The organism is Clostridium sp., assembly GCF_036646415.1.
Lineage (GTDB): Bacteria > Bacillota > Clostridia > Clostridiales > Clostridiaceae > Clostridium_J.
In genome coordinates, this window is the sequence record NZ_JAVXMF010000003.1 from 73,295 (window position 1) to 90,911 (window position 17,617).

16 protein-coding genes, 5 tRNA genes and 2 other annotated features are annotated in these 17,617 nt (G+C 30.8%); of the genes, 1 reads left to right on the plus strand and 20 read right to left on the minus strand.

Annotated elements, in window-relative coordinates; all coding sequences use genetic code 11:
- Positions 1-84: 84 nt before the first annotated feature.
- Positions 85-301: a binding site (T-box leader), on the minus strand.
- A gap of 188 nt (positions 302-489) precedes the next feature.
- From RSD37_RS02970 to ytxC, 7 genes are all read right to left on the minus strand, one after another.
- Positions 490-1,284, minus strand: a complete 795-nt coding sequence (locus RSD37_RS02970; RefSeq protein ID WP_346945207.1) for an RNA methyltransferase — start codon at positions 1,282-1,284, stop codon at positions 490-492.
- 12 nt (positions 1,285-1,296) lie between these two features.
- Positions 1,297-1,956 carry a TrkA family potassium uptake protein gene (locus RSD37_RS02975; RefSeq protein WP_346945208.1) on the minus strand — a complete coding sequence of 220 codons (660 nt, stop codon included), beginning with the start codon at positions 1,954-1,956 and terminating at the stop codon, positions 1,297-1,299.
- A 13-nt stretch (positions 1,957-1,969) separates the two neighbouring features.
- Positions 1,970-3,337: a TrkH family potassium uptake protein gene (locus RSD37_RS02980; RefSeq protein WP_346945209.1), complete on the minus strand. Its 1,368-nt coding sequence runs from the start codon at positions 3,335-3,337 to the stop codon at positions 1,970-1,972.
- Positions 3,338-3,604: 267 nt separating this feature from the next.
- Positions 3,605-3,964 carry a 50S ribosomal protein L20 gene (gene rplT / locus RSD37_RS02985; RefSeq protein WP_346945210.1) on the minus strand — a complete coding sequence of 120 codons (360 nt, stop codon included), beginning with the start codon at positions 3,962-3,964 and terminating at the stop codon, positions 3,605-3,607.
- 26 nt (positions 3,965-3,990) lie between these two features.
- A complete protein-coding gene (rpmI, locus tag RSD37_RS02990; protein ID WP_346945211.1) occupies positions 3,991-4,188 on the minus strand; it encodes a 50S ribosomal protein L35 in 198 nt (65 codons plus the stop codon).
- 19 nt (positions 4,189-4,207) lie between these two features.
- Positions 4,208-4,735, minus strand: coding sequence for a translation initiation factor IF-3 (gene infC / locus RSD37_RS02995; RefSeq protein WP_346945212.1), 528 nt, complete (start codon positions 4,733-4,735; stop codon positions 4,208-4,210).
- 22 nt (positions 4,736-4,757) lie between these two features.
- Positions 4,758-4,868: a sequence feature (ribosomal protein L20 leader region), on the minus strand.
- Between the two features lie 33 nt (positions 4,869-4,901).
- Positions 4,902-5,825 carry a putative sporulation protein YtxC gene (gene ytxC / locus RSD37_RS03000; RefSeq protein WP_346945213.1) on the minus strand — a complete coding sequence of 308 codons (924 nt, stop codon included), beginning with the start codon at positions 5,823-5,825 and terminating at the stop codon, positions 4,902-4,904.
- Positions 5,826-5,999: 174 nt separating this feature from the next.
- Between ytxC and RSD37_RS03005 the strand changes: the two genes are divergently transcribed.
- Positions 6,000-6,704, plus strand: coding sequence for a DUF6873 family GME fold protein (locus RSD37_RS03005; protein ID WP_346945214.1), 705 nt, complete (start codon positions 6,000-6,002; stop codon positions 6,702-6,704).
- A 243-nt stretch (positions 6,705-6,947) separates the two neighbouring features.
- Here the strand turns inward: RSD37_RS03005 and RSD37_RS03010 are convergent.
- The 13 genes from RSD37_RS03010 to RSD37_RS03070 all read right to left on the minus strand — a co-directional run bounded on the left by RSD37_RS03010 (position 6,948) and on the right by RSD37_RS03070 (position 17,611).
- A tRNA-Cys gene (locus tag RSD37_RS03010) sits at positions 6,948-7,021 on the minus strand.
- 4 nt (positions 7,022-7,025) lie between these two features.
- A tRNA-Gly gene (locus RSD37_RS03015) sits at positions 7,026-7,100 on the minus strand.
- Between the two features lie 7 nt (positions 7,101-7,107).
- Positions 7,108-7,183: transfer RNA gene (locus tag RSD37_RS03020), tRNA-Phe, on the minus strand.
- A 22-nt stretch (positions 7,184-7,205) separates the two neighbouring features.
- Positions 7,206-7,282 (minus strand) — tRNA-Asp (locus RSD37_RS03025).
- Positions 7,283-7,296: 14 nt separating this feature from the next.
- Positions 7,297-7,372, minus strand: a tRNA-Val gene (locus RSD37_RS03030).
- Positions 7,373-7,517: 145 nt separating this feature from the next.
- Complete coding sequence (gene hslO, locus RSD37_RS03035; protein ID WP_346945215.1) at positions 7,518-8,405, minus strand: Hsp33 family molecular chaperone HslO; 888 nt, start codon at positions 8,403-8,405, stop codon at positions 7,518-7,520.
- Entirely contained in the window at positions 8,395-9,156 is a 762-nt protein-coding gene (locus RSD37_RS03040; RefSeq protein WP_346945216.1) for a class I SAM-dependent methyltransferase, read from the minus strand. Before RSD37_RS03040 ends, hslO begins: the two co-directional genes overlap by 11 nt.
- Before the next feature lie 166 nt (positions 9,157-9,322).
- On the minus strand, positions 9,323-9,565 hold the full coding sequence (locus RSD37_RS03045; protein WP_346945217.1) for a small, acid-soluble spore protein, alpha/beta type: 243 nt from the start codon (positions 9,563-9,565) through the stop codon (positions 9,323-9,325).
- A 349-nt stretch (positions 9,566-9,914) separates the two neighbouring features.
- A complete protein-coding gene (locus tag RSD37_RS03050) occupies positions 9,915-11,618 on the minus strand; it encodes a peptide ABC transporter substrate-binding protein (protein ID WP_346945218.1) in 1,704 nt (567 codons plus the stop codon).
- Positions 11,619-12,411: 793 nt separating this feature from the next.
- The gene (locus RSD37_RS03055) at positions 12,412-14,097 is read right to left on the minus strand and encodes a peptide ABC transporter substrate-binding protein (RefSeq protein WP_346945219.1); all 1,686 of its coding nucleotides are present in this window, start codon (positions 14,095-14,097) and stop codon (positions 12,412-12,414) included.
- A 582-nt stretch (positions 14,098-14,679) separates the two neighbouring features.
- Positions 14,680-15,654 carry an oligopeptide/dipeptide ABC transporter ATP-binding protein gene (locus tag RSD37_RS03060; protein WP_346945220.1) on the minus strand — a complete coding sequence of 325 codons (975 nt, stop codon included), beginning with the start codon at positions 15,652-15,654 and terminating at the stop codon, positions 14,680-14,682.
- A 1-nt stretch (position 15,655) separates the two neighbouring features.
- Complete coding sequence (locus RSD37_RS03065; protein WP_346945221.1) at positions 15,656-16,678, minus strand: ABC transporter ATP-binding protein; 1,023 nt, start codon at positions 16,676-16,678, stop codon at positions 15,656-15,658.
- A gap of 12 nt (positions 16,679-16,690) precedes the next feature.
- Positions 16,691-17,611: an ABC transporter permease gene (locus tag RSD37_RS03070; protein ID WP_346945222.1), complete on the minus strand. Its 921-nt coding sequence runs from the start codon at positions 17,609-17,611 to the stop codon at positions 16,691-16,693.
- Positions 17,612-17,617: the final 6 nt, after the last annotated feature.

A 17,617-nucleotide genomic window follows, 5' to 3' on the forward strand; every position in this document is an offset into this window, starting at 1 on the left:
CCCTCTAACGCCATATCAAAATCTAATCACTGATTTATATCACTAATAAAACTTAGGTTTTTCTGCAATAAAAAAACCGCCCCTAAAAGGGACGGAATATCCGCGGTACCACCCTAGTTGAACTTCAAATGAAATTCCTCTTAGTAAGTTTATCGACTATCGCCGCTAATTACTACTACTACTTCATAATTAGTACTCAAGAGTGAACTTCGAAATAGTTTTTATAAGAAAAGCTTTCAGTCTATGGCTTTTCATCCCTTATATAAAAATATATATCTACTCTCTCCATCATCGTATATCTATTTACTTTTTAAGTTCTTCAATATAGTCATTAAATATATTGAACTAATTTTATTTTTCTTAATTCAGTAAGTTCTATTTTCCAAATATAAGATTTGAATCACAGCTTAACTTCTAAGTGATAAATCATAATTTCACATTCTAACTTGTTAGAAACATTATACATATAATATTGAAAAAATTCAAGTATTAATGGTTATTCTTTAGTACCTTCTGTCTTACACCTTCATAAATCATTATAGATGCTGCTATGGCAACATTTAATGATTCTGTGCTTCCTATCATAGGAATCTTCACCTTTGAAGTTGCAAGTTTCATAACCTCATTACTAATACCATTGCCCTCGTTTCCTACTGCAATAATAGCATTTTCCTCTAGATTAACTTCATAGAAGTTTTTATCTGTTTGTAGTGAACTACACACTAAGTTATACCCTTTAGCAATTAAACCCGTTGTAATTCTTAAATCCTCATCCTGAATTATAGGAATATTAAATATAGAACCCATAGTTGATCTAAGTGTTTTTTCATTGTATATATCAACTGTATCCTTCGTCAATATAATTCCACTACATCCGGCACTATGTGCAGTTCTAATTATAGTTCCTAAGTTTCCCGGATCTTGAACTTTATCTACTAACACATATAATCCATCTTGACTTATAAACCTATCATCATTCATGTTAACAACAGCTAAAACTCCTTGAGAATTTTCTGTAGCTGAAATTCCTTTAAATAAACTATCACTTATTATAAAAACTTTATCCTCATAATCATCTAAATAAAAATCAAACTTTTCTTTAAACTTTTCAAGAGAACTTTCCTTTACAAATAATTTATCTATTACAAATTTTGATTTAAGCCCTTCTTCAACGAATCGAAATCCTTCAATAAGAAACTTCCTATGTTCAACTCTATATTTTTTATCTTTTATCTTTTTTATTTCTTTTATTGTATTATTATCCTTACTTGTTATAAATTGCACTTATATTTCTCCTTATCTAACTAAACTTTCAATGTTGTTTAGTTCTGAAGTTCCTCCAATAGCAACTATAATATCGCCTTCTTCAATAACTTCATCAGCTGATGGAGATACCTCAATATCATTGTCTCTTTTAATAGCTACTACGTTTATTCCATATTTCACTCTTAAATCTAGGTCTTTTAATGAACTTCCTTCCCATTCTTTAGGCGTTACAATTTCTGCAATACTAAAGTCTGGTGATAATTCTATATAGTCTAATATACTTGAAGAACAAAGATTATGTGCTACTCTAATTCCCATGTCTCTCTCTGGAAATATAACTCTATTTGCACCAATTTTGTATAGAACCTTCGCATGTAGAGCATTATTAGCCTTTGTTATTATATGCTTAACATTCATTTCCTTAACTAGAAGCGTCGATAAAATATTAGCTTGAATATCCGAACCTATACTAATTATAGCCACATCAAAATTACTTATACCAAGTGCTCTTAAGCTATTTTCATCATTAGCATCTACCTGAACTGCATGGGTAACTTTTTCTGCAATATTCTGAACTGCTTCCTCATCAATGTCTACAGCCAAAACATCATTTCCCAGTGCATATAAAGTTTCTGCAACTGAAGTTCCAAATCTCCCTAGTCCTATAACTATAAATTGTTTTTTACTCATAATATATCCCCTTTTATCCAACTAAAATTTTATCCTCTGGATACTTAATCGAATTTCCTTTTTTATTCTTTGTCATAGAAATTGCTAACACTAATGTAAGCGGTCCAACTCTTCCAGCATACATAGTAAGAGCAACTATAACTTTTCCTATAGTAGTTAATTTTTGAGTTAATCCTAATGTTAATCCTACAGTTCCAAATGCAGAAGTTGCTTCATATAAATAATATTCAAAAGGTACTCCTGATGCCCTTTCTGTTATTGATAATAATATAGTTACAAAGAATACTAAACCTAAAGCCATGACTACTACAGCAAAAGCTTTATAAACAGTTTCCTTGTTTACTTTTCTTTTAAATAGTTCTGTATCTTCTCTTCCCCTTATTACTGATATAACAGTCATAAATAGCACTCCAGCAGTTGATGTCTTAATACCTCCAGCTGTTGAACCTGGTGATCCTCCTATAAACATAAGCATTATGGTTAAAAATGTTGATGCTACTGTCATGCTTCCTAAGTTTATAGAATTAAATCCTGCCGTCCTTGGTGATACCGATGCAAATAATGCTGATAAAACCTTCCCCTTCATTGACATATCTTTTAATGTATCTGGATTTGAATATTCAAATATAAAGAACATAACAAATCCGAATGCAACTAAAAATATACTCATTGCTATTACTAATTTTGTGTGTATTGTTATTCTTCTTACTTTTCTATAATTATAAATTTCATCCCAAACATAAAAGCCTAATCCTCCAATAATTATAAGTAAAGATATAGTAATAATAACCAGTGCATTATCGCTATAAGCCATTACACTATTATATCCACCCATGAGATCAAATCCTGCATTACAGAAAGCCGATACAGAATGAAATATACTATAATATATTCCTTTTTTTATGCCAAACTCCGGTATAAACTGTATTGAGAGCAATAGAGCACCTATAATTTCAATTGAAAATGTAAGCATAATTATGTATCTTGCTAATTTTACTATCCCTTGAAGAGATGTAGAATTAAGTGATTCCCTTATTATTAATCTTTCCTTAAGTGTTATTTTTTTTCCTATTATTATAGATAACAATGTAGCGAAGGACATAAATCCTAATCCCCCTACTTGTATTAAAATAATAATTACTGTCTTACCAAAATAATTCCAGTGTGTACCTGTATCTACTGTTACCAGACCTGTTACACATACCGCTGAGGTAGATGTGAAAATACAGTCAATAAACGGAGTGCTTATTCCATCTATGGTTGCTATTGGCAAACTTAATAATATTGCTCCTGTAAAAATTATAGTAGCAAACCCCATGGCTATTACTTGGACAGGAGTAAATTTTTTACTTTTTAATATGTCTCTCATTCTCAATTGCATAAAAAACACCTCTATTTCATATTGCAATAAAAAGCTTCAAATTCAATTACATCAATTATTTTCCCCATTTATAGATAAAATATTATATAGTATAAGAATGTAGCCTTAGCTACATTCTTATACTATATAACATCTTTTCTTTTTAGGACCTTATATAGTCTATCACCTACTGGTAAGACTATATAACTTGGCCCAACAAGGTTCAACTCCACTCATTCAGATCAAAACTTAATTTTCTCTTGGCAAGTAGAGTTGTATGTTTTTAAATTAACCTTGGATATGTTTTTTTGCAACTTCTACTAATTCAGCAAAAGCTTTTGGATCATTGATAGCTATTTCAGAAAGCATTTTTCTGTTAATATCAATTCCAGCAAGTTTCATTCCATTCATGAATTTTGAATAAGAAAGATCATTCATTCTAGCAGCAGCGTTTATTCTAGCTATCCATAGTTTTCTGAAATCTCTTTTCTTTAACTTTCTTCCAACGTAAGCATTTCTTAATGCTCTTATTACTGACTCGTTAGCAGTCTTGAATAACTTGCTTTTCCCACCGTAGTATCCTTTTGCAAGTTTTAATACTTTTTTATGTTTTTTACGACTGTTCATCGCTCTTTTTACTCTTGCCATTATATTTACCTCCTAGATAATTTCTACTATAAATATGGTAGTAATTTCTTCATTATTTTTTCTTGAGTAGTTGAAACGTATCCTGCTTTTCTAAGATTTCTCTTAGTTTTTGCGCTCTTTTTAGTTAATATATGGCGTTTAAAAGCTTTAGATCTTTTTAACTTACCTGTTCCTGTTTTTCTGAATCTTTTTGCAGCACCTCTATGTGTTTTCATTTTTGGCATTGTAAAGTCCTCCTCTCGGTTATGCTCTTTTAGGAGCTAATATCATTATCATATTTCTTCCTTCTTGTCTAGCTGGCTTTTCTACAATATAAATATCGCCTAATTTCTCTACAAAAAGGTTTAATATCTTACGTCCTACTTGTGAGTTCTCAATTTCTCTTCCTCTAAATCTCACAGTAATTTTAACCTTATCTTCATCTAATAAAAATCTCTTAGCGTTATTAGCTTTAATTTCGATATCATGCTCTTCTATTGTTGCACTTAATCTAATCTCTTTTACTGTAACTACTTTTTGTTTTTTCTTAGCTTCTTTTTCTTTCTTTTGTTGCTCATAAACAAATTTACCAAAATCCATTATTTTGCATACCATTGGTTTTGCATTGGGAGACATAACTACTAAGTCTAGTTCCTTGTTTTGAGCAATTTCTAATGCTTCTTTAGTAGGAATTACACCCAGTGCTTCTCCGTCCCAACTAATAACTCTGATTTCTTTGTCTCTTATTTCTTCATTCATCATGAAGTCTTTATTTTTACTGATAACATTCACCTCCGGTTTTGATTAACCATATATAAAATAAAAAGGACAGCAAACGCCGTCCTGTTATTACAATCATTGTAATTAATATTTAACCTTACTAGCATTGCTGTAAGGTGAGAAACGGCTGTTTCTTCTTGTTAATTTATTTAGTTTTCTACTAACACAACATATTTTACTATATGTTTATGTTGTTGTCAATGGGTATTTTAATAAATTCTTTTAGTATTGAACATTCATTACAACCATTACAGTATTCAACACGATCTTCAAATACACTTTTTATAGTGTTTAATAATTCTTTATTTCTACACCTATTAGCAGAATGTATAACAATCTTCTTAGGGCAAGTTGTTATAAGTCCACTAATTACTAAATCATCCTTGCTAACGTCTACTATACTTTTATTCTCACAGAGCTCACTCATCAAAGAACTCATCATATCATTCCCAAACTCATCCTTTAATATATACTGACCATCCTCTTTTCCTATAAAAATATCTATCCTATCCAATCTACTCTCCTGAACCTCTACAAAATATTTTAAAAGACTTATAAACTCATTATATTCTTTCTCTACCATATATCTTTCTACTATTTTTTCTATCATTCCATAAATATCCACAGTAAGTTCCTTAGATCTAAAATCCAGAAACCCTTTAATGTTTATTTCTATTCCTTCTTCTAAACACATTATTATATTTTTTATTATTTTATTTTTTTTATTCATACAAAATAAAATCGTGTCATCTATAGGCATTTCTTCTTTTAAAACCAACTCTACAGTTTCTTTAACTATGCTTATATCCTGAAAATTAAGAAAGGTGTAGGTTTCACTCAAGTATTTACTTACTCTTTTATAGATAAATTCCTCTACCATGACCTCATATAAAATATTGGCTATATGATAATTAAATAATTTCCTATCTCCTTCAGTGTATTCATTACTTTCTAAATATATATCTATACATTCATCTGCTTCACCTTTTTTAATATCAGTACTTAAAATTAGCCCCTTATTCTTAAAATAATAGACAATGCTCTGGACTTTATCTAACACATAGTCTCCATGGCTATTATTCACAATAGTCAATAGTAGCATTTAATCACCTCATCTTATGTTAAACTTTATATTGTTCTTTAAATCTTGAGTTAATATATATTATGTGTTTTTATTTATTCTATATTCAATTTTTAAAATCCAATTTATTCTATAATATTTATGGTATATTATTGTTTATTATAATAAATATTAAAATATGAGGTGATGTTATATTTGAAGTACGCATTTGTCGACTACAGGATATCTTCTGAAGAAATATTTAATTTAACAAATTTAAATTGTTCCATTATTCCTTGTGAACCTAGTAAAGATTTATATAATGCCATATGTGGTCATCCTGATATCCTTCTACACTTTGTAAACGATAGAAAAGTCATAATACACAAAGAAACCTCAACTAATTTCGAGAAAAAACTTCTTTCTCTAAACTTTGAAGTAATTAGAAGCAACAGTTCACTTAGGAGTAAATATCCAGGAGATATAATATTAAACGCTGTTAATACTCCAAAGTTTTTTATTCATAATATAAACTACACTGATAAAGCGCTATTAAAAGAAGTTAATTATAAAAATTTAATAACCGTAAAGCAGGGGTATACCAAATGCTCTACAGTAATATTATCTGACAAAGCATTTATTACCTCTGATATCACTATTTCTAATGAATTATCCACTCTTGGATGTGAAGTATTACTTCTCCCCCCTGGTGATATTTCATTGCCCGGTTTAGACTACGGCTTTATCGGTGGAACTTGTGGTATGTTAGATTCTAGCACAATAGTTTTTTATGGAAGTTTAGATTATTACCACCATGGTTCTAAGATTAAAACCTTTTTAGAAAAACATAATATAACTCCTATTTATTTAAATGACACACCTTTAATTGATAGAGGAAGTATTTTCTTTTTAGATGTATAAGTACTTATTTAAAGATGAATTTACTAATATATTTATAACGATTTATTTTTAGTATAATTTTATATTATATTTCCTTATAAACTAAAAAAGCTCTACTTCATAAAACATTTATTAGAAGTAGAGCTTTTTTCATAACAACTTGTATTGTATTAATATTATTAAAATCAAAATACTTTTATTAAACTATCATTACTTTAATTTTTCAAAAATAAAAAAGCAAGTAACGTATTATTACTTGCTTTTTGGAGGCGCCACCCAGATTTGAACTGGGGATAAAGGCTTTGCAGGCCTCTGCCTTACCACTTGGCTATGGCGCCAAATTGGAGCGGAAGACGAGATTCGAACTCGCGACGTTCACCTTGGCAAGGTGACGCTCTACCACTGAGCCACTCCCGCTTAATAATGGTGGCTCGAGCAGGAATCGAACCAGCGACACGAGGATTTTCAGTCCTCTGCTCTACCGACTGAGCTATCGAGCCAAACATAAAAAATAAAATTAAATGGCGACCCAGAAGGGACTCGAACCCTCGACCTCCGGCGTGACAGGCCGGCACTCTAACCAACTGAGCCACTGGGCCATATTAAGATTATGTGGTGGTCGCAACAGGGATCGAACCTGTGACCCTCTGCTTGTAAGGCAGATGCTCTCCCAGCTGAGCTATGCGACCAAAATCTTAATTTTATGTTAACCACTATATAAAATAATCTTTAGTAAGAATTATGTGAATTTTAAAAAACACTTAATAACTCTTACAAAGATTATTATATTAAATTCTTACAACAATGTCAATATTGTTTTTAAATTTTTATTACTTACTTACCATCAATCTCATCAATTAATTTTTTTATATCATCTTGTTTAAACTCATAGGATTTATTGCAAAAATGACATAGAATCTCTTCATTTTTTCCTTCATCATATATCTCTTGTAAATCTTTTTTTCCTATACTCATAAGAACTCTATCTACTTTATCTTTTGAACAGTCACACTTATATTTTGGAGTTAAAGAATCATATATTTTAAGATCCATATCTTCAAATATAAGCTCTAGTATTTCTTCAATTGTCATTCCTTTATCTATCATAGAAGTTACTGATGGAATTTCTTCTAACCTGTACATAATTATATCAGCTAGAAACTCAGATGCTCCAGGCATCATTTGTATTATGAATCCACCAGCTGCTTTTATAGACAAATCTGTATCCACTAATACTCCAAGGGCAACTGCAGATGGTGTTTGTTCTGAAACAGTGAAATAATATGCTATATCATCCCCGATTTCCCCTGTATAAATTGGAACTTGACCTGTATAGGGTTCTTTAAGTCCCATATCTTTAGTAACCTTTAGATATCCACCTTTACCAATTGCTCCACCAACTTCTAATTTACCTTTTTCATTCAAAGGTAAATCCACTTGTGGATTTCCTATATACCCCTTTACCGCTCCATCAGAATGAGCTGTAACTACTATTCCCTTAGCTTCTCCACCCCCGTCTATTTGAAGTGTTAAGCTATCCGTATCATTTTTAAGCATTGCACCCATTAAAACTCCACCAGTCAACATTCTTCCTAATGCTGCCGATGCTGTAGGCATACAATCATGTGTTTTCCTTGCCTCCTCTGCCATATCCGTAGTAATTGCTGCAATAATTCTTATTTGTCCCTCTTTAGCCGTAGCTCTAATTAATTTATCTGCCATTGCTATACTCCCCCTTCTTTCGTACTATATAAGTTATTCTTTCTGTATTATCATCTATAGGCTCTAATCCATAACAATTAAGTTTCTTTTCTACAATAAGACCTGACTCACTCATTATTGATTCTAAAAACTCTTGACTATACGCTCTTTCTCTATGATGCTCATCGAATCTATAGTATACTTGTCCTTTTTTCACAAAGAATGTTAAGTACATATTAACAACATCATCTTCTAATTGGTTTTCCCAAATATAAACAACCTCTTCATTATCATAATTAAAATTATTATTACCTAAAATATTCTTAATTTTATATTCTGTATTTATATCAAAAATAAAAATACCATTTTCTTTTAAGTGTTTATTTACAGACATAAAATACTGTTTTAATTTTAAATCGTCAGTTATGTAATTTGTTGAATCTAATCCACAAGTAATTAAATCAAACTGTTTTTTCAAATTAAGATCGCAAATATCTTGACAACAAACCTTAGCTTTAATATTATTTTCTTTCAATTTTTCATCTGCAATTGATAACATTTCTTTCGATAAGTCTACCACAGTTGTAAATATAAACTTCTTTCCTATAGGAACTGCAAGATTTCCAGTTCCACAAGCTAAATCTAGATAGTCCCGTTTCACAACATTACTCTCACCACAAATTTCTATTATCTTATCTGCCCAACTTTTATAATCTATATCTTCATTAACAAGTTCATCATAAATGTTAGCAAAATCATTATAACATTCCATAGGTTCACCAACTTCTCCATATAATTACCTATATTATTTTACCTTAATTTTTTTCTTTTGTCTAAGAAATCTTATTTTACTTTTTAAGTTTATCTGTTTCTATATGACAGAAAGTTTACAAAATAAACTTATTTAATTTAAAATAAATTTTCAATGTATATATAAATTAGAAAAACTCATCATTCTTAGGAACATTTAGACCTTTCTTCTTCTTAGTCATCATTCCGCCTATACGACCAGTTTCTTCCGCGGTGAGACTACTCCACCCTAATTCATTAACTTTGTCTTCAAGGCCTAATTCTTGCACTATATCATACTTCATTTGTTCTCGCAAAGTTTCTTGTGGCGTTAATTCTTTATTTGCTTTTAATTTAGATTTTATTACTTTTTTTAACGGAGTCTTACTCATAATTTTCCACCTCACCAAAAAACTAAATATACTTTGTATGTACTAACTATATTTTCTACCGTAAGCTGTTTTTTATTCATGGTTATAATGATTTTTACATTTATTCATATAATTTATTAAGCCTTTACTATTTTGTTATAACTATTTTATATTACATTTATTGGTTATTTTACTTTTTCACCATAATAAAGATACAAATTATAAACATACAAATTATAAACATACAAATTTTAATTTACTTGAGATGAAAATTAAAGATTTAAGAATAAAAAATACCCCTTAAAGTATTCTATAGGCTATTTCACCTAAACTACTTTAAGGGGTTCAATTACTTTACATTAACAATTTATTATCTTCCTGAAGTGTAAGTGTATTTTAAATCAATTGTTCCAAATAATGGAGAAGTGTAGTTTTTAATATATTTTTTTACATAAGTGTTTTTGAATCTCCAAGCTTCTGGACTTATAACACCATCTTCATATATTAATATTCTTTCTGCTTTTTTAAATAACTCTGTTCTTTCAGCTGGATCTACACTTTGTGATGCCTTAGTTAAAAGTTCATCATATTCTTTATTTGACCAACCAGTTGGTACAATTCCAGCACCTGACATCCACATATCAAGATATGTGTTAGGATCGTTGTAGTCTCCAGACCATGCCATTGCCGCTACTTCATAATTCAATTCATCTGTTCTTGTTTGGAATATAGCCCACTCAACATATTCTACTTCAACCTTAATTCCAAAAGTATTTTGATAAACTTGTTGTTGGAATTCAGCAAATTCTTTAGCTGTTGTATCTGTACCTGATTGTAGGTATTTAATTTTAATAGTTGATGGATCTTCTCCAAGTCCTAATTCTTTCATTCCTTCTATAAATAATGCTTTAGCATCTGGATTTTCATCCATAAGAGATTTTACTGGTAAATCATTAGCCTTAGCTCTATAATCTTCTCCACCTATTTGTACTTTTGGAGGACAGAATGATAATGCTGGCTCTCCAAGACCTTTTCTAAGAGTTTTAATTTTTCCTTCTCTATCTTCAGCAATTATAAACGCTTTTCTTATTTTTTCATTGCTAAGTAATTTATTTTCTTGGTTAAAGAAAGTATATGAAGTAGATGCATCATAACCTTTTTTAACATCAAATTCACCAGTTGCATCTAATTTTTCTATCCACTCTGGTTTATTTACTGCAGCCATATCTAATGAACCGTTATATAACTCATTCATAGCTGCTGAATCTTCTTTTATTATTTTCATTGTAACTTTATCAAGTTTTACATTTTCAGCATCCCAATACTCTGGATTTTTAACAAATTCAACTTTATTATTGTGTACCCACTCTGTTATTGAGAACGGACCAGTAAATACCATAGTATTTGCTTCTGAACCGTATTTTTCTCCATGAGTAGTTAATATATCTTCTCTTTGTGGTTGCATTACTTTAAAGTATGTTAAATCTAAGAAGAATGCACATGGTGATTTTAACTTAAATTCAACAGTTTTTTCATCTATTGCCTTTACCCCTAATTCCTCTGCTTTAGCTTTTCCACCATTGAATTCAACAGCATTAGCTATTGGATATAAAAGGAATGCATATGGTGATGCAGTATCTGGATTTAAAGTTCTTGTAATCCCATAAACAAATTGCTCAGCAGTAACTGGTTTCCCATCACTCCATTTTGCATCTCTTAATTTGAATGTCCAAGTTAATCCATCTTTTGATTGTTCCCAGCTCTCAGCTATACCTGGTTCAATTTTATCTGCTCCATTTTCATCTTGAACTATTCTTGTTAAAGCCTCTTGGCAGTTTGCAAGAACTTGAGAAGAGTATAAATCACTTGATTTTGATTGATCTAATGTTTTTGGTTCTGACTTTAATAACATATTTAAGTACTGATCAGCATCTAATTTTTCTTCATTCTCTTTTGCGGTATCATTACCTGTGCCTGGATCTTTTGCATCATCTTTCTTACCACAGCCAGTCAATGCAACAGACGCTACCATTGATACAGCCAATAGAGAAGCCAATATTTTTTTACTTTTCATGAATAATCCCCCTTTATTATCATCATCATCATGTAATAATTTAATTACACTTCATTTGATTTAAATTTATTATATATTAACAATTTCACTATTGCAATAGTTATTTTCTGAATATTTATAAGATTACTCAAATTCGACCAATTAATTTTCGATGTAACAAATATTTCATAAAAAACGCAATATGTAAACGTATCCTTGCCATTTGTGAATTAATGTTTTGAATACTAATCAATTATTTTAATTAACATTTAATTTTATAGATTGAATATACTAAGCTTTCTATCTTTTTCTATAAAAACCGAGTTTTACAAGTATCAAAATGCGAAAATTGTAACACGAAATTTAACATAAAAATATTTTTTCCTCATATGTATTATATATATACCATTTTTTTCGTAATAAAATGTAGCGCATTTAAGTATCTACGCTAAATAGTTTCTTCAAATTTATATATAATCACCACTTTATTAATTTTAAATTCATATGAAACTCTTTATTCCTGGATTTAATACTCACTTTTTAAAATATATGCCTATACAATTCTTATCCTCAAGAGACCTTTTAACTTTATATAACCCTATATAAAGAAACACCCTAAAGTTGTAACAAATAACTTCTATATAACAACACTATTTAATCTCTTTTAAAATTATATTTCACTTAATATAATTACCCAATTGACAAATTATTCACATGGAATTTATTTCTGCAATCTAATAATCAATTTAATAATTCTAATAAAATAAAAGGGTAAAGTGAAATTCCACTTTACCCTTTTATTTACTATATAATATTATCTTCCTGAAGTGTAAGTATATTTTAAATCAATGGTTCCAAATAATGGAGCAGTGTAGTTTTTAACATACTTCTTAACATAAGTATTTTTAAATCTCCATGCTTCCGGACTTACAACTCCATCTTCATATATTAATACTCTTTCAGCTTGCTTAAATAATTCAGCTCTTTCATTTGCATCAGTACTTTGTGATGCTTTTTTTATAAGCTCATCGTATTTCTCACTTTTCCAGCCAGTTGGTACAATTCCAGCACCTGACACCCACATATCAAGATATGTGTTAGGATCGTTATAATCACCTGTCCATGCCATTGCTGCTACTTCATAATTCAATTCATCTGTTCTTGTTTGGAATATAGCCCACTCAACATATTCTACTTCAACCTTAATTCCAAAAGTATTTTGATAAACTTGTTGTTGGAATTCAGCAAATTCTTTAGCTGTTGTATCTGTACCTGATTGTAGGTATTTAATTTTAATAGTTGATGGATCTTCTCCAAGTCCTAATTCTTTCATTCCTTCTATAAATAATGCTTTAGCATCTGGATTTTCATCCATAAGAGATTTTACTGGTAAATCATTAGCCTTAGCTCTATAATCTTCTCCACCTATTTGTACTTTTGGAGGACAGAATGATAATGCTGGCTCTCCAAGACCTTTTCTAAGAGTTTTAATTTTTCCTTCTCTATCTTCAGCAATTATAAACGCTTTTCTTATTTTTTCATTGCTGAATAATTTATTTTCTTGGTTAAAGAAAGTATATGCAGTAGATGCATCATACCCTTTTTTAACATCAAATTCACCAGTTCCATCTAATTTTTCTATCCACTCTGGTTTATTTACTGCAGCCATATCTATTGAACCATTATATAACTCATTCATAGCTGCTGAAGTTTCTTTTATTATTTTCATTGTAACTTTTTCAAGTTTTACATTCTCAGCATCCCAGTATTCTGGGTTTTTAACTAATTCAACTTTATTGTTGTGTACCCACTCTGATATCATATAAGGTCCGTTAAATACCATGGTATTTGCTTCCGAACCATATCTCTCTCCATGAGTAGCTATTATATCTTCTCTTTGTGGTTGCATTACTTTAAAGTATGTTAAATCTAAGAAGAATGCACATGGTGATTTTAACTTAAATTCAACAGTTTTTTCATCTATTGCCTTTACCCCTAATTCCTCTGCTTTAGCTTTTCCACCATTGAATTCAACAGCATTAGCTATTGGATATAAAAGGAATGCATATGGTGATGCAGTATCTGGATTTAAAGTTCTTGTAATCCCATAAACAAATTGCTCAGCAGTAACTGGTTTCCCATCACTCCATTTTGCATCTCTTAATTTGAATGTCCAAGTTAATCCATCTTTTGATTGTTCCCAACTCTCAGCTACACCAGCTTCGATTTTATCTTTTCCATTTTCATCTTGAACGATTCTTGTTAAAGCCTCTTCAGCATTTGCAAGGATTAATGATGAATATGAGTCACTTGACTTTGATTGGTCAATTGTTTTTGGCTCTTGAGCTAATAACATATTTAAGTATTGCTCACTATCAGCTTCCGTGCTTGCACTTCCATTAGTTGAATCTTTAGCCTCATCTTTACCGCATCCAACTAAAGCAACAGTTGCTACCATAGATAACGCTAATAATGATGCTAGTATTTTTTTACTTTTCATAAGTAAATCCCCCTTAAATAATCTCATAGTTTCACTAAGTATTTTAAAACATTTAATCTTTGTAATTTTAAAAATACTTTTTCTTCCTCATTATGCAATGTGAAAAATTTATATAACTTTACAAATTATAATTCCAGAAATTTCTACACATTCTTTCATGAATTGAATCTACATATATAATACACCGTTACGTCGACACTGTCAACGGTTATTGTTCCGACTAAAGACTCTTATTTTATAATGTTATTCAATTTTTGGAATCTTCCTCTTGTTTCTTAACCTCTTTAATTCTAATTTTCTACATTTTATTGTTTTTTTATTCACATATTATAATTTCTCTTTCATTGGTATGTCTATTTTTTAACAACCCAATCTTTGTTTTTGTCACAATTTGTAGTTTTTTTTTGTTTAATATCAGTTGAAATCTAATTATGAATTATTTAGGTTTATAAATTTCTTTTCTCTATATATTCTTTTAATTATTTTCACCACAGTTTAATCACTATATACCCTAAAATATTATTCAAAAGCAAACAAAATAAAAATAAGAGCAGATTAAATCTACTCTTATTTTTATTTTAATTATAATATATGACATGCAGCAAAGTGATTAGGCTCTATTTCTTTTAATATAGGATTCTGTTCGCTACAAATCGGTTTTGCATATCTGCATCTTGGAGCAAATCTGCATCCTGGTTTAGGATTTATCGGACTTGGAACCTCACCCTCTAGTGGTATTCTCTCTTTATTCTTAGCCACCTCAGGGTCAGGTACTGGAATTGCTGATAGCAATGCTTGAGTATACGGATGTAATGGCTTCGCATATAAATCTGCACTACTAGCAAGTTCTACCATAGTTCCTAAATACATAACTCCAACTCTATCAGAAATATGTTTAACCATTGATAAATCATGGGCTATGAATAAGTATGTTAATCCTAGTTCATTTTGTAACTTTATTAATAAGTTAACAACTTGAGCTTGAATAGATACATCAAGAGCTGAAATAGGCTCATCACAAACTATGAAGTCTGGTTCGATAGCAAGAGCTCTTGCTATTCCTATTCTTTGTCTTTGACCACCAGAGAATTCGTGTGGAAATCTAGATGCATGCTCTTTGTTTAGTCCTACTAATTGAAGCAATTCATATATTCTTTCCAATCTTTCTTGACCACTATGGATATTATGAACATCGATACCTTCTCCAACTATATCTCCAACAGTCATTCTTGGATTTAACGAAGCATACGGATCTTGGAATATAATTTGAGCTCTTCTAGTAAATTCCTTCTTTTCTTTTTTGTTATATTTACTAATATCACTTCCGTCAAATAATATTTCTCCATCTGTAGCACCATATAGACCCATAACAGTTCTACCACAAGTAGTTTTACCACAACCTGATTCTCCAACTAAACCTAAAGTTTCACCTTTGAAAATGTTAAAACTAACATCATCAACAGCTTTAAGTGTAGCATTCGCTCCAACTTGGAAATACTTTTTAAGATTTTTAACTTCAATTAAAACTTCTTTGTTTTTGCTATTTGCTCCAGCCATATTATTCACCTCTTCTTAATGCTTCAGGAACTTCTACTTTCGGTGCCATTGGATGTTTTAACCAACAACTCACTTCATGGCTATTTGCCACAGTAACCGTTTCTGGCATTTCTTCTAAACATATTTGCATACAATATTCGCATCTCGCAGCAAATGGACAACCTACTGGTGGTTTTACTAAATCAGGCGGTGTTCCGTTTAGTGAGTATAGTGTATCTTTATTTTTAGTATCAAGTCTTGGTACAGATTGAAGCAACGCCCAAGTATATGGGTGTAGAGGATTTTTGAATATTTCTTCAACATCTCCTCTTTCAATAATCTTACCTGCATACATTACTTGAATTCTATCAGCAACGTCAGCAACCACTCCTAAATCATGTGTTACAAGTATAACCGCTGTTCCAAGTTTCTTTTGAAGATCTCCAATAAGATCCATGATTTGAGCTTGTATAGTAACATCCAGAGCAGTTGTTGGCTCGTCAGCTATTAATATTTTTGGGTTACAAGCAAGTGCTATCGCTATCATTGCTCTTTGTCTCATACCACCTGAGTATTCATGTGGATATTGATGAGCTCTTTTATCCGCATTAGGAATATTAACAAGATCTAACATCTTTATAGCTTCTTGCATAGCTTCTGTTTTACTCATTCCTCTGTGGATTGTTAAACTTTCAGCTATTTGTTTACCAACTGTCATAGTTGGATTTAGAGAAGTCATTGGGTCTTGGAATATCATAGATATTTCCGATCCCCTTACTTTTCTAAGTTCTTTTTCACTCATATCTAATATGCTTTTACCATCAAATAATATTTTAGAATCTTTCTTAATTTCTGCCGGCATCGGCTCAGGAAGTAATCTCATTATAGCTTTTGATGTAACGGTTTTTCCACAACCTGATTCTCCAACTATAGCTAAAGTTTCACCTTTATTTAAATGAAAACTAATTCCTCTAACTGATTGTACTTCACCAGCATAAGTATGAAACGAAACTTGTAAATTTTCTACATCTAAAATCTTTTCCATTGCTAATCCCCCCTATTGACGTAATTTTGGATCTAGTGCGTCTCTTAAGCCGTCACCTAATAACTGGAATGATAACATCGTTAGCGATATCGCTAAAGCTGGGAAGATTAACTGATGAGGATAGAATATTAAATTCTGTTGTCCTGCTGATGCAAGAGCACCCCAACTTGTCATTGGTGAAGGTACCCCAAGTCCCAAGTAACTTAAGAAAGCTTCTCCAAATATAAATCCTGGTATATCAAAAGTTATAGCAACAATCATTACTCCTAGTGTATTTGGTACTAAGTGTCTAGCAATGATTCTTGATGGGTTAGCACCAAGCGCCTTCGCTGCTAAAATATATTCTTGTTCTTTAATTTGCAGTAACTGTCCTCTTATAAGCCTTGCCATGTAACACCAACCTGTGATTGTCATGGCTAAGATAATTGGTGCAAGTCCACCTTTATCAATTATAACTCTAAGAAGAATAACTAATACTAAGTAAGGAATACTTACTAGAATTTCTACTATTCTCATCATGATATCATCAGTTGCCCCTCCAAGGTAACCAGAAATACCACCATAAATTACACCTATAACCGTGTCAACAATAGCACCAATCAACCCGATTAAGATAGATATTCTTCCACCTATCCATACTCTTGAAAATAAATCTCTACCTAAAGTATCTGTTCCAAACCAATAAGTTGAGTTTGGCTTTACATTAATCATATCATTATTTCCAACTTGATATTCAAACTTACTTAAATATGGTCCAATTAAAGTCATCACTACAAGTAATCCCAATAGTATTAATGAAGCCATAGCAACTTTATTCTTTTTAAGTCTTCTCCAAGCATCTTGCCAGTAGGTCATACTAGGTCTAAGTATTCCCTCTGAATCTAAGTCATTACAACCAATAATCTTAAATTTATCCTTTGAAAGTTCTGCCATACTTAT